14 protein-coding genes are annotated in these 12,703 nt (G+C 69.8%); 4 read left to right on the plus strand and 10 right to left on the minus strand.

Annotated features, from left to right (window positions below):
• Positions 1-39: 39 nt before the first annotated feature.
• The 3 genes from OG953_RS11440 to OG953_RS11450 are packed head-to-tail and all read right to left on the minus strand — an operon-like array spanning position 40 to position 1,932.
• A complete protein-coding gene (locus tag OG953_RS11440) occupies positions 40-813 on the minus strand; it encodes a DUF3710 domain-containing protein (RefSeq protein WP_405683966.1) in 774 nt (257 codons plus the stop codon).
• A gap of 1 nt (position 814) precedes the next feature.
• A complete protein-coding gene (dut, locus tag OG953_RS11445) occupies positions 815-1,348 on the minus strand; it encodes a dUTP diphosphatase (protein ID WP_405683967.1) in 534 nt (177 codons plus the stop codon).
• Positions 1,348-1,932, minus strand: coding sequence for a PaaI family thioesterase (locus OG953_RS11450; protein WP_405683969.1), 585 nt, complete (start codon positions 1,930-1,932; stop codon positions 1,348-1,350). The genes dut and OG953_RS11450 overlap by 1 nt, the downstream gene beginning before the upstream one ends.
• Before the next feature lie 58 nt (positions 1,933-1,990).
• Here OG953_RS11450 and OG953_RS11455 point away from each other — a divergent pair, with 58 nt between their 5' ends.
• Entirely contained in the window at positions 1,991-2,446 is a 456-nt protein-coding gene (locus OG953_RS11455; protein WP_405683971.1) for a DUF3093 domain-containing protein, read from the plus strand.
• 111 nt (positions 2,447-2,557) lie between these two features.
• Here OG953_RS11455 and OG953_RS11460 read toward each other — a convergent pair whose 3' ends face one another.
• The 4 genes from OG953_RS11460 to OG953_RS11475 form a co-directional block, all read right to left on the minus strand.
• The gene (locus OG953_RS11460) at positions 2,558-3,529 is read right to left on the minus strand and encodes a hypothetical protein (RefSeq protein WP_405683972.1); all 972 of its coding nucleotides are present in this window, start codon (positions 3,527-3,529) and stop codon (positions 2,558-2,560) included.
• A gap of 12 nt (positions 3,530-3,541) precedes the next feature.
• A complete protein-coding gene (locus tag OG953_RS11465) occupies positions 3,542-3,838 on the minus strand; it encodes a DUF4193 domain-containing protein (RefSeq protein WP_003965732.1) in 297 nt (98 codons plus the stop codon).
• 404 nt (positions 3,839-4,242) lie between these two features.
• Complete coding sequence (locus OG953_RS11470) at positions 4,243-5,472, minus strand: sensor histidine kinase (protein WP_405683973.1); 1,230 nt, start codon at positions 5,470-5,472, stop codon at positions 4,243-4,245.
• A 6-nt stretch (positions 5,473-5,478) separates the two neighbouring features.
• On the minus strand, positions 5,479-6,132 hold the full coding sequence (locus OG953_RS11475; RefSeq protein WP_405683974.1) for a response regulator transcription factor: 654 nt from the start codon (positions 6,130-6,132) through the stop codon (positions 5,479-5,481).
• 376 nt (positions 6,133-6,508) lie between these two features.
• On the opposite strand from OG953_RS11475, the gene OG953_RS11480 reads away from it, so the two are divergent.
• Positions 6,509-6,682 carry a hypothetical protein gene (locus OG953_RS11480; RefSeq protein ID WP_176740391.1) on the plus strand — a complete coding sequence of 58 codons (174 nt, stop codon included), beginning with the start codon at positions 6,509-6,511 and terminating at the stop codon, positions 6,680-6,682.
• 80 nt (positions 6,683-6,762) lie between these two features.
• On the opposite strand, the gene OG953_RS11485 is transcribed toward OG953_RS11480, so the two are convergent.
• Positions 6,763-7,581, minus strand: a complete 819-nt coding sequence (locus OG953_RS11485) for an inositol monophosphatase family protein (protein WP_405683976.1) — start codon at positions 7,579-7,581, stop codon at positions 6,763-6,765.
• 37 nt (positions 7,582-7,618) lie between these two features.
• On the minus strand, positions 7,619-8,746 hold the full coding sequence (locus OG953_RS11490) for a ferrochelatase (RefSeq protein ID WP_405683977.1): 1,128 nt from the start codon (positions 8,744-8,746) through the stop codon (positions 7,619-7,621).
• Positions 8,747-8,891: 145 nt separating this feature from the next.
• On the opposite strand from OG953_RS11490, the gene OG953_RS11495 reads away from it, so the two are divergent.
• On the plus strand, positions 8,892-10,136 hold the full coding sequence (locus OG953_RS11495) for an MFS transporter (RefSeq protein ID WP_405683978.1): 1,245 nt from the start codon (positions 8,892-8,894) through the stop codon (positions 10,134-10,136).
• A complete protein-coding gene (locus tag OG953_RS11500; RefSeq protein ID WP_405683979.1) occupies positions 10,096-11,415 on the plus strand; it encodes a D-arabinono-1,4-lactone oxidase in 1,320 nt (439 codons plus the stop codon). The genes OG953_RS11495 and OG953_RS11500 overlap by 41 nt, the downstream gene beginning before the upstream one ends.
• Positions 11,416-11,664: 249 nt before the next feature.
• Here the strand turns inward: OG953_RS11500 and OG953_RS11505 are convergent, their stop codons facing one another.
• Entirely contained in the window at positions 11,665-12,618 is a 954-nt protein-coding gene (locus tag OG953_RS11505) for a hypothetical protein (protein WP_405683981.1), read from the minus strand.
• Positions 12,619-12,703 lie beyond the last annotated feature (85 nt).

Here is a 12,703-nt window from a genome sequence, read left to right on the forward strand (position 1 = left end):
GCCTTTCTGCAGCTGTGCCGGGCGGCTGCCCGTATCAGCTCAGCGCACCTCGGTGATCTCGGGTCCGCGCTGGAGCTGGCCCATGCCACCGGAGAACTTCGAGCCCTCCTGGTTCTCCTGCTGGACGCCCTCGGGCACCATCTGGGCGTCGTCGGGGAGCTTGAGGACGATCGGGTCGCGCGGCGCCATCGGGCCCTCGCCACGGACGACCACGGTGTCCCGGAAGATCGTCTCCAGCAGCCCCGCAGCCTCCGGCTGCACGGCACCCTGGCCGGAGATCACTCCGCGCAGGAACCAGCGCGGCCCGTCGACGCCGACGAAGCGCACCAGTTGCACGCCGTTCGTCCCGTCCGGGAGCTGTACGGGGACCTGGGCACGCAGCTCCCAGCCCAGCGGGCCCTCGACCTCGTCGATGATCCCGCCCTGCTGGGTGATGCCGGAGGCGATCTCCTCGCGGACCTCACCCCAGATGCCCTCCTTCTTGGGGGCGGCGAAGGCCTGCAGCTGAATGGCGCTCTCGCGCAGCACCACGGTCGCAGCGACGATCGCGTCACCGGCCACCTCGACGCGCAGCTCCATGCCCTCGACGCCGGGCACGAAAATGCCGCCCAGGTCGACCCGGCCCTCGCCGGGCTGGGAGACCTCGGTGATGTCCCACGGTCCGTCCGGCCGCGGCGCCGGCGGGAGATTCACCCGACGCGAGCCGCTGTCGGCCCCATCGGCGTCATCGAGCTCGTCGACGACCTGCTCGGCCTCGCGCGCTTCGTCCGCCACGTCCTCGGCGGAACCACTCTTCTTGCGACGTCCGAACACGTCACTGTCCTTCCCGGTCGAGTACGACCGAAGCGTAGCTGTTCCCGCCCTGGGTAATCCCGCCCCTGACGCCATCAACATCACCGGAAGCATGCCCTCCGGTGGATCCGAAGCCTCCCTCACCGCGGGCCGAGCCGGGTAGCTCCGCCACCTCGTGGAAGCGCACCTTCTCGACCTGCTGGACGACCAGTTGGGCAATCCGGTCGAACCGCTCGAACCGCACAGGCTCGCGCGGGTCGAGATTGATGACGATCACCTTGATCTCTCCACGGTACCCGGCATCAACCGTCCCCGGGGCATTCACAAGAGCGACTCCGCAGCGTGCGGCGAGGCCGGACCGCGGGTGCACGAACGCGGCGTATCCGTCGGGCAGCGCGATCGACACCCCGGTGGGCAGCACAGCCCGCTCGCCCGGGGCGAGTTCGGCGGCCTCGGTGGTCACCAGATCGACCCCGGCGTCGCCCGGGTGTCCGTAGGCCGGAATCGGCACGTCCGGGTCGACACGGCGGATAAGTACGTCTACGGGGTGACGCATCAGGGGTTCACCTCGAACGCACGGACGCGCTTGGTCTGGTCCGGGTCGGCCATCGCTGCCTGGATCTCGGCCGGGCGGCCGTTCTCGATGAAGTGGTCGACCTTGACCTCGATGAAGAGGGCCTCGGCGCGGACCGCCACCGGTCCGTCCGGGCCGCCGATCCGGCCGGTCGCCCGGGAGTAGATCTTCCGGCCGTGCACCGCGGTGACCTCGGCGTCCAGGTGCAGCACGGTGTCCACGGGCACCGGGCGCACGAAGTCGGTCTCCAGCCGCCCGGTCACCGCGATCACCCGCAGCAGCCAGTTCAGCGAGCCGAGCGTCTCGTCCAGCGCGGTGGCCAGGACGCCACCGTGGGCCAGGCCCGGGGCGCCCTGGTGGGCGGCCTTCACGGTGAACTCGGCGGTGACTCTGACACCCTCGTCGGCCCGCGCCTGGAGGTGCAGCCCGTGCGGCTGTCCTTCGCCGCACCCGAAACAGTGTTCGTAGTGCGCGCCGAGGAGTTCGCCGGGGGCCGGGGCTTCGGGGTGCCGGACCGGTTTCACCGCGTCGGCCGGGGGCTTCAGAGCCACAGATGTTCCACTCACAGGCGCAGACCTTACCCGCGCGGCCACCCGCAGGTCGCGCCGTGCCAAGCTTGGGTTCATGCAGCCTTCCACCCCGCCTTTCGACGAACGACTGACCGCGCCCCGTTCGTGGTGGCTCATCGCCTTCCTGGTCGGCATCGCCTGTGCCCTGATGCTGCTGCCGCTCGGCACCCTGCCCCTGCTGGCCGGCCTGGTGGGCGGAACGGCCCTGTCGGCGGCCGCGGTGAGCTCGTACGGTTCGGCCAGGATCCGGGTGGTCGCGGGCGCCCTGGTGGCCGGCGACGCACGGATTCCGGTGACGGCGCTCGGCGAGGCCGAGGTGCTGGAGGCGGAGGAGGCGCGCGCGTGGCGCTCGTACAAGGCGGACACCCGCGCGTTCATGCTGCTGCGCAGCTACATCCCGACGGCGGTCCGGGTGGAGGTCACCGACCCACAGGACCCGACTCCGTACGTCTATCTGTCGACCCGCGAGCCGCAGGCCCTGGTCGCAGCGCTCAGCGCGGTGCGGGCCTAGCTTCGGGGCTTCTCTCCTTCGGGGGGACCCTCGCGGGCCCTCCAGGCGGCCCCTCCCCGCCCCACAGGCCCTGTCGGGCGGGGACCCGGCCCCGTCTGGCGCCGGGATGCCCTAGCTCTCCAGCTCGCCCGGGAGGTCCTTGCGCAGGCCCCCCGGCCGCTCCAGCGGAGGCAGCTCCGGAAGCCGGTCCCAGGGGATCCGGCGCTTGCGCAGGTCCTTCCTGACCCGTTCGGCAAGCTTTCTGGTGTCGCGCCGGTTCATCATCGCGCCGACGGCGGCGCCGACCATGAACGGGAAGAGGTTCGGCAGATCGCGCACCATGCGCTTCGTGATCTGCTGGCGCAGCTCACGCCTCATCTGGCCGCCCAGCGCCGCATTGATCGTCGCGGGGTGGGTGACATCGATACCGCGCTCCTCCGTCCAGGACGTGAGGTAGGCGGTGGAACGCTGGGTGAGCCCGCCCGGCGGACGCAGCCCGTACACCTCGTGCAGTTCGGCGACGAGCTTCATCTCGATCGCGGCCACACCGGTGATCTCCGCCGCCAGTTCGGCGAGCATGGCGGGCGGTACGGGCATCATGGCCGCCGCGCCGATACCGGCGCCGACGGTTGCTGTGGCCTTGCTCGCACCTGCGATGAGCTTGTCGGCGAGCTCCTCGGGCCCGAGGCCCGGGAACTGCTTGCGCAAGGTCGCGAGATCGCGCACAGGGATGCGGGGAGCGGTCTCGATGATCAGGTCGGCGATATGACCGATCGCTGCCTTGGCGCTCTCCCCACCCTTGCGTACTCCCCGTTTCACTGAACTCAGACGGCCTGCCCCGGTCACGGACTCCGCCCTGTCGACCTGTCCGGCCCTATCGGCCGTGTCGACTCCTTCGACTCCTTCAACTGCCGCGACTGCCGCGACTGCTTCGAGCGAGGCCGACCGGCCCCGCTCGTCGTCCCGCTCACCCGGGGAGGGTGGCAGGGCGGACCGCTCAGCAGGCGCTGCTACGCCTTCTGCCGGGCCTGTGCCGCCCTGATTCGCCTCCGACGACCTCTTGCGCCGCAAGCGTCGCTTCCGGAACGGTGTGTCGCCTGCCACGGTCGGTTCGACCTAGTCGCAGTCGCGGCAGATCGGCTGGCCGTTCTTCTCGCGCGCCAACTGGCTCCTGTGGTGCACGAGGAAGCAGCTCATGCACGTGAACTCGTCGGCTTGCTTGGGCAGGACCCTTACGGCCAGCTCTTCGTTGGACAGGTCTGCTCCGGGCAGCTCCAGTCCCTCGGCCGCGTCGAACTCGTCGACGTCGACGGCGGACGCCGTCTTGTCGCTCCGGCGAGCCTTGAGCTCTTCAAGGCTGTCCTGGTCGACGTCGTCATCGGTCTTGCGTGGGGTGTCGTAATCCGTTGCCATGTCGCTCTCCCCCTCTGGGTGTCTGCGGTGTCTCAGCGCACGTAACGCGTGAGAGGCCGGACTTGTGCCCGACCTGAGGCGGAGATTTTGCCTCACATCAAGGTCTGTTACTCAATCGACACCCAAAAGGACCGCTCGGGAGTGGTCGCCTTGGGTGGCGATGGGGACCGTACACGGTCCCGGTCTCGCGCTTCACGGGCGCCACCCCGTGTACTTCCCGTGATATCGAACCTCGAAAACCCCGACTTTTGCGGGTTTTCCGGTGCCGGCCCTGATCACGGAGCGTTGACATCCAGAAATTCGCTCCTGTGATCGATCACACACGGCAACTTCGGGCGCAGGTCCCGAAAATTCCGCTCAAAGCGAACAAAATAATTCGTGCACGTATCGCCCCGCCCAGCATCTCAGACCGGCAGTGAGACGCGCATCACAAGACCACCGCCCTCGCGGGGCTCCGCGACGATACGGCCGCCGTGAGCGCGCGCCACAGAGCGCGCGATCGACAGGCCGAGCCCCACCCCCTTGTCGCTGCCTGTTCGCTCCGTACGCAGCCGCCTGAAGGGCTCGAAGAGGTTGTCGATCTCATACGCAGGCACCACTGGGCCCGTGTTCGAGACCACCAGCAAGGCCTGGCCGGACTGGAGCTCGGTGGTGACCTCCACCCAGCCCTGCTCCGGAACGTTGTAGCGCACAGCGTTCTGTACGAGGTTCAGCGCGATCCGCTCCAGCAGGACGCCGTTGCCCTGGACGACGGCCGGGGCCCGCTCGCCACGGATCTCCACGCCCCGCTCCTCGGCCTCGCCGCGCGTCTGGTCGATCGCGCGCGAGGCCACCTCGGCGAGGTCGACCGGTTTACGCTCGATGATCTGGTTGTCGCTGCGAGCGAGCAGCAGCAGGCCCTCGACGAGCTGTTCACTGCGCTCATTGGTGGCCAGCAGGGTCTTACCGAGCTGCTTCAGCTCCAGCGGGGCCTGGGGGTCGGAGAGATGGACCTCGAGCAGCGTGCGGTTGATCGCGAGCGGGGTGCGCAGTTCGTGCGACGCGTTCCCGACGAACCGCTGCTGGGCGGTGAAGGCCCGCTCCAGGCGATCGAGCATCTCGTCGAAGGTGTCGGCGAGCTCCTTCAGCTCGTCGTCCGGGCCGTCCAGCTCGATCCGGCGGGACAGATCGGTTCCGGCCACCCGGCGTGCGGTGCGGGTGATCCGGCCCAGCGGGGAGAGCACCCGGCCCGCCATGGCATAGCCGAAGGCGAAGGCGATGACGCTGAGGCCGACCAGGGCCAGCAGCGACCGGTTGAGGAGGGTGTCCAGCGCCTGCTGGCGCTGGTGGTTGACGCAGGTGTTCATGGCCGCGTTGGCGGCATCGGGTGTGGTCAAGCCGCTGAAGTTGCACACGTCACTGACGACCCGGCCGTTCACGATCTTGAACGGCAGCTCGCTGCCCACCTGGAGGGCCTCGGCGGCCAGCATGTAGATGATCGCCAGCAGCAGGATGCCGGCGATCAGGAACATGCCGCCGTAGAGCAGCGTGAGCCGTATCCGGATGGTCGGGCGCAGCCAGTACGGCGGCTCCTGCTGTTTGGGCTCCCAGGTGGGCTTCGGGGGCGCCGTCGGCGGCGCCGGGACGGTGGGCATCGGCCGTCAGATCCGGTAGCCGGAGCCGGGCACGGTGACGATCACCGGCGGTTCACCGAGTTTGCGGCGCAGTGTCATGACGGTCACCCGGACGACATTGGTGAACGGGTCGGTGTTCTCGTCCCAGGCCTTCTCCAGCAACTGCTCGGCCGAGACGACCGCGCCCTCGCTGCGCATCAGGACCTCCAGCACGGCAAATTCCTTCGGCGCGAGCTGGACCTCCGCCTCGCCCCGGAAGACCTCGCGGCGGTTGGGGTCGAGCTTGATTCCGGCGCGCTCCAGGACGGGCGGCAGGGCCACCGTCGTACGCCGGCCCAACGCCCGTACCCGCGCGGTGAGCTCGCTGAAGGCGAACGGCTTGGGCAGATAGTCGTCGGCGCCCAGCTCCAGCCCCTCCACCCGGTCGCTGACGTCCCCGGACGCGGTGAGCATGAGCACCCGGGTGGGCATGCCCAATTCGACGATCCGTCGGCAGACGTCGTCGCCGTGCACCAGGGGGAGGTCCCGGTCCAGCACCACGACGTCGTAGTCGTTGACCTCGACGCGCTCCAGGGCCGCCGCACCGTCGTACACGACATCGACGGCCATGGCCTCACGGCGCAATCCGGTGGCCACCGCATCGGCGAGCAGCTGCTCGTCCTCCACGACGAGTACGCGCACGGCGCTGTCCTTCCTTAGAAACTTCAGTACGTAGGTGACTTCAGAACGTCCCGATGTGCTCACGGTCCGTGATCCGGACCGCTCATCGGCACTGTCTGTGCGGCTCCATCCTGCCCGCAACGCGTATAAACCGGCGGTAAGACGGCGCTGGCCGACCTGGGGCTCCGGGGAATTCACCGGATTTCCGGGCCAGTTGAGGTTTCTCTGAGCTTTGGTCTGGGGAGGACGAATTCACACCCGCGATCACGCCTTGAATGTGGCGTGCCACAGGCCACTCCGTCCCCGGAGAGCGCGTGATCACCCGCCCTACCGCCTCCGTGCGGAGGGAAACCCGGGCACACCCCCGTGCCACCGACCCACGATGAGGGGGCGCATTATGGACGCTTTCACCGCAGGTCTGCTGCAACGAATCAAGACCACCGAGTCCGACCTCACGAAAGCTCGGGAGACGGGCGACGACTTCCTCGCGGATGTCGAGCAGGGCGAGCTGGACGACCTGCACCGCCTCGCCGCCGAGCACGGCGTTGAAATCGGCGCCACCAGCGTCTGAGCCACGCGAGAAGGGCCCCTGATGCCGCAACCGGCGTCAGGGGCCCTTCTCGCGTGCCGGAAGAACCCGGTCGACCGGGTTTAGTCGTGCCAGGCTCCGAGCTCCTCCAGGAGGCCCTGCAGCGGCTCGAAGACACCCGGCGTCGCGGCGACGGTCAGATCACCGTCGGCGGGCAGCCCGGGACGGCCGCCGGTACGGGCGCCCGCCTCGCGGGCGATGAGGTCGCCGGCCGCCAGGTCCCACGGGTGGAGCCCACGCTCGTAGTAGCCGTCGAGGCGGCCGGACGCCACATCGCAGAGGTCCACGGCGGCGGAGCCGCTGCGCCGGATGTCACGCAGCCGCGGGATCAGCTTCTGGGCCACGTCCGCCTGGTGCGCACGGACGTGGCCGACGTAGTTGAAGCCGGTCGAAACGAGCGCCTGGTCGAGCGGCGGCGCGGGCCGGCAGCGAAGCGCGGTGCCTTCGCCGTACGCACCGCCCTTCGCGTATGCACCGCCGCCGAGCACCGCCTGGTACGTCTCACGGCGCATCGGGGCCTCCACCACGCCCACGACCCGCTCGCCGTCCCGTTCAGCGGCGATGGAGACGGCCCAGGTCGGCAGTCCGTACAGGTAGTTCACGGTGCCGTCGAGCGGATCGATGACCCAGCGGATACCGCTGCTGCCCTCCGCGCTCGCTCCTTCCTCGCCGAGGAAGCCGTCCTGAGGGCGGCGCTCGGTGAGGAAGCCGGTGATCAGCTTCTCGGCGGCGATGTCCATCTCGGTGACGACGTCGATCGGGCTGGACTTGGTCGCGGCCACCCCCAGATCGGCCGGACGGCTGTCGCGCAGCAGCGCACCGGCACGGCGGGCGGCCTCCAGGGCGAGGTCGAGCAGTTCGGACAGGTTCGGGTCGGTCACGGCGCTCCAGGGGTCTCTAGGCATCAGGCAGGCGCTCTTACACGTACGGGCTGTCGGCGCCCGCGGCGGCGGGCTTGAGGGCCCGGGCCGGGCAGCAGCCGACCGGGCAGAGGTCATGGCTCGGGCCGAGCGCGCCCAGCGCACACCGCTGCGCGAGTCGCCCCTGCTCGGTGGCGGCGCGCTCCAGCACCAGTTCGCGCACGGCCGCGGCGAACCGCGGGTCGGCGCCCACCGTCGCGGACCTGCGCACCGGAAGTCCGAGTTCGGCGGCCTTCGCGGTGGCCTCCGTGTCGAGGTCGTACAGCACTTCCATGTGGTCCGAGACGAAACCGATGGGGGCCATCACCACGGCGGGGACGCCTTCGCCGTGCAACGTCTCCAGGTGGTCGCAGATGTCGGGCTCCAGCCACGGGATGTGCGGGGCGCCGCTGCGCGACTGGTAAACGAGCTGCCAGGGGTACTCGACGCCGGTCTCCTCGCGCACCGCGTCGACGATCAGGCGGGCGACGTCGAGGTGTTCGGCGACATAGGCGCCGCCTTCGCCGTGCTCCTCCACGGGGCCGGAGGTGTCGGCGGCGGAGATGGGGATGGAGTGCGTGGTGAAGGCGAGATGCGCCCCTGCCCGTACGTCCTCGGGGAGGTCGGCCAGGGAGGCGAGGACGCCGTCCACCATGGGCTGTACGAACCCGGGATGGTTGAAGTAGTGCCGGAGCTTGTCAACCCGGGGCAGCCGCAGCCCCTCGGCCTCCAGGGCGGCCAGTGACTCGGCAAGGTTCTCGCGGTACTGCCGGCAGCCGGAGTAGGAGGCGTATGCGCTGGTGGCGAGGACTGCGATGCGGCGGTGTCCGTGCGCGGTCATCTCGCGCAGGGTGTCGGTGAGGTACGGCGCCCAGTTGCGGTTGCCCCAGTACACCGGCAGATCGAGTCCGTGCTCCGCGAAGTCCTTGCGCAGGGCGTCCAGCAGGGCCCTGTTCTGGGCATTGATCGGACTGACGCCGCCGAACAGGAAGTAGTGCTTGCCGACTTCCTGCAGCCGCTCCTCGGGGATGCCACGGCCACGGGTCACGTTCGCCAGGAACGGGACCACGTCGTCCGGGCCTTCGGGGCCGCCGAAGGAGAGCAGCAGCAGGGCGTCATAGGGAGCGGGATCGCGCAGATCGGACATGGCACCGATCCTGCCACTCGCCTCGGACAGCGCTCCCACCGACATCGGCTCACCCCCCTGTCGGACGGACCACCCCGACCGTAAGCTGTACCGGCTACCTTCACGCATTACGGGCGCGTGCGATCGCGCTGTTCCGGAGCCGTCCTTGCCCAGTCCCTACCGCGCGATTTTCGCCGCCCCCGGCACCAAGGGGTTCTCGGCGGCCGGATTCCTCGGCCGGATGCCGCTGTCCATGATGGGCATCGGCGTGGTGACCATGGTTTCCCAGCTCACCGGCCGTTACGGGCTCGCGGGCGCGCTCTCCGCGACGCTGGCGATGTCGGCGGCGGTGATCGGGCCGCAGATCTCCCGGCTCGTCGACCGGCACGGGCAGCGCCGCGTCCTGCGCCCCGCCACTCTCGTCGCGTTGACGGCGGTGGCCGGTCTCCTGGTCTGCGCGCAGCAGCGGCTGCCGGACTGGACGCTCTTCGTCTTCGCGGCGGGCGCCGGCTGCGTCCCCAGCGTAGGTTCGATGATCCGGGCCCGTTGGGCGGAGATCTACCGCGGTTCGCCGCAGCAGCTGCACACCGCGTACGCGTGGGAGTCGATCGTCGACGAGGTGTGCTTCATCTTCGGGCCGATCATCTCGATCGGCCTGTCCACCGCCTGGTTCCCGGAGGCGGGGCCGCTTCTCGCCGCCGGGTTCCTGCTGGTCGGTGTCGTCTGGCTGACCGCGCAGCGCGCCACCGAGCCGGTGCCGCATCCGCGCGAGCAGCACACCGGCGGAACCGCGCTGCGCTCCAGGGGTCTCCAGGTGCTCGTGGTCACGTTCGTGGCAACCGGTGCGATCTTCGGGGCGGTCGACGTGGTGACGGTGGCCTTCGCCGAGGAGCAGGGCCACAAGGCCGCGGCGAGCCTCGTGCTGGCCGTGTACGCGCTGGGGTCCTGCCTGGCCGGAGTGGTCTTCGGCCTGCTGCACCTCAAGGGGAAGCCGTCCACCCGGTGGCTGGTGGGCGTGTGTGCGATGGCCGTGAGTATGATCCCCCTCCAACTGGCCGGGAACCTCCCGTTTCTGGCCGTGGCGCTCTTTGTCGCGGGCCTCGCCATCGCACCGACGATGGTCACCACCATGGCCCTCGTCGAGCAGCACGTACCACGCACCGAACTGACCGAGGGCATGACCTGGACCAGTACCGGGCTCGCCGTCGGTGTGGCGCTCGGCTCCTCGGCCGCCGGCCTGGTGGTCGACGCCTCCGGAGCCGAGGCGGGGTACGCGGTGCCCGTCGTGGCGGGAGCGCTCGCGGCCGCGGTGGCGTTCCTGGGGTATCGCCGGCTCAGCGGGCCGGTTCCTACGGAAGGGCTCGGGGAAGATGACCGACACCGACGCACGGACGGCGAGCGCGTGGCGTAACTGGGCGGGGAACGTCAGCGCCCGTCCGGTACGGGCCGTGTCCCCCGCCTCCGTGGCGGAGCTCGCCGAGGTGCTGCGCCGCGCGTCCGAGGACGGTCTGAGAGTGAAGCCGATCGGTACCGGGCACTCCTTCACCGCGACGGCGGCCACCGACGGTGTGCTGATCCGCCCGGATCTACTCACCGGCATCCGGGAGATCGACCGCAAGGCGATGACGGTGACCGTCGAGGCAGGCACCCCGCTGAAGCGGCTGAACACCGCACTGGCGCGGGAGGGCCTGTCGCTCACCAACATGGGCGACATCATGGAGCAGACGGTCGCCGGCGCCACCTCGACCGGCACCCATGGCACCGGCCGCGACTCGGCGTCCATATCCGCGCAGATCCGTGCCCTCGAACTGGTCACGGCCGACGGCACGGTGCTGACCTGTTCGGAGAAGGAGAACGCCGACATCTTCGCCGTCGCCCGGATCGGGCTCGGCGCCCTGGGTGTCGTCACGGCGATCACCTTCGCCGTGGAGCCGGTCTTCCTGCTGACGGCCCGTGAGGAGCCGATGAGCTTCGACCGGGTCACGAACGACTTCGACGAGCTGGTCGCCGAGAACGAACACTTCGAGTTCTACTGGTTCCCGCACACCGGCAACTGCAACACCAAGCGCAACAACCGCAGCGCGGGCCCCGCCGCCCCGCCCGGAAAGGTCAGCGGCTGGATCGAGGACGAGCTCCTCTCCAACGGGATCTTCCAGGTGGCCTGTTCGCTCGGCCGGGCGGTCCCCGCCGCCATTCCGTCGATCGCCAAGCTCTCCAGCCGCGCTCTGTCGGCCCGCACGTACACCGACATCCCGTACAAGGTCTTCACCAGCCCGCGCCGGGTCCGCTTCGTGGAGATGGAGTACGCGCTGCCGCGCGAGGCCGTCGTGGAGGCGCTGCGCGAGGTCAAGGCGATGGTCGAGCGTTCACCCCTGCGGATCAGCTTCCCGGTGGAGGTCCGGACCGCCCCCGCGGACGACATCGCGCTCTCCACGGCCTCGGGCCGTCAGAGCGCGTACATCGCCGTCCATCTGTACAAGGGCACGCCCTACCAGGCGTACTTCACCGCCGTCGAGCGGATCATGACCACCCACGCCGGCCGCCCGCACTGGGGCAAGGTCAACACCCGCGACGCCGAGTACCTCGCCGGGGTGTATCCGCGGTTCGGCGAGTTCACCGCCGTACGCGACCGGCTGGACCCGGACCGCCTCTTCGGCAACGACTATCTGCGCCGGGTGCTGGGCGACTGAGAGCCTGTCGGGTGACCTTCGATCGGAGAGCGGACGCGGCATGGTGCGTGCGATTCCAAGGCGCCGGGACGGCCTCGGACGGGGCCTCCCCTGCTCGAACGAAGTTGAGAGCTTGGGGAAGGAGCTACTAGGGCATTTCGGCAACGCCGGAGGGGGTCCCCCCTGGCCCTTAAGGCCTTGGGGGAGTGCGTGCCAGGCCGCGTCCGCCCGATCAGAGGTCACCCGACAGGCTCTGGGCGTCGCGGCCGTTCACCGCCCGGCGTCCGTGCCCGTGGTGGCGCGGTCACCCTGAACGGGGGCGCCGCCCGCACCCGCGGGGTCCGGGCCGGCTGTGCTGCCGTCGCCGGGCGCTGCCGGGGAGGGCGTGGTCGCCGGAGGAGGACTCGTGCGGCCACCGGTGTTGTCGGACGGCGTGGGGCTGGGCGTCGGATCGGTCAAGGAACCGTCGCCCTGTCCGGAGTCCGGGTTCCGGCTCTGTCCGTCCTGCGAATCCGTACCGGGCGTCGCACCGCTCTCCTGGCCCGGGGTCTGCCCCTGGCCGGGATCGGTGCTGGTCGCCGGTGCCGGGTCGTTCGACCCGGAGCCCCGCTCCCCGCCTCGTACGACGGATCCGACGGTCGTCCCCTTGCCACCGCTCAGGCCGTTGCCGGAGACCAGTTCGAACGTGGTGATGCCGGCCATCGTCACGGCGAAGACCACGACCGCCCCGAGCGCCGACCGCTTCCAGCCGCGGATGCGGGTGCCGTGGGTGGTGGCTGCGGAGAACTCCTCGTCCGGGTCCGGGCGCCCAGTGGTGAGCAACTGGGTCCCGTCGAGCGGCCTCAGCAATTGCGTACGGTCCGGATCGTCTGCCACATTGCGCAGTACGGTCGTGGCATCCGTATCGCGCTGCTCGGCCGTGGTGACGCGCGCACCACCCGTCTCACGCGTATGCACGGTCACCTCGCGGCGCGGGTGCTTCACCTGGACCGTGGCCCCGCGGATCTGCTCCCCCGTGCGGCGGAAGAAGTGCTGGAAGACCGAACCGCCGCACGTGGCGACGACGCTCATCACTCCGGCACCGAGGATCGTTCCGTACACGCCCAGTTGGGAGGCCGCCACCGCTGCCGCGACTGCTGCCACGGCGCTGCCCGCCACCTGCGGCAGGCTCAGATCTATACGCCTTTCTTTGGGTTCTCTGTCACTTTCTGGCTTGTGCACCATTTCCAGCCCTTGATTGACATCTCTCCCACCATGCAACAGGAAGGGACATTTGAGCGAAGTGAATAGTTCCGCTTCGGGAGATTCT

It is taken from the genome of Streptomyces sp. NBC_00057, from assembly GCF_045041165.1.
In the GTDB taxonomy this organism is placed as follows: domain Bacteria; phylum Actinomycetota; class Actinomycetes; order Streptomycetales; family Streptomycetaceae; genus Streptomyces.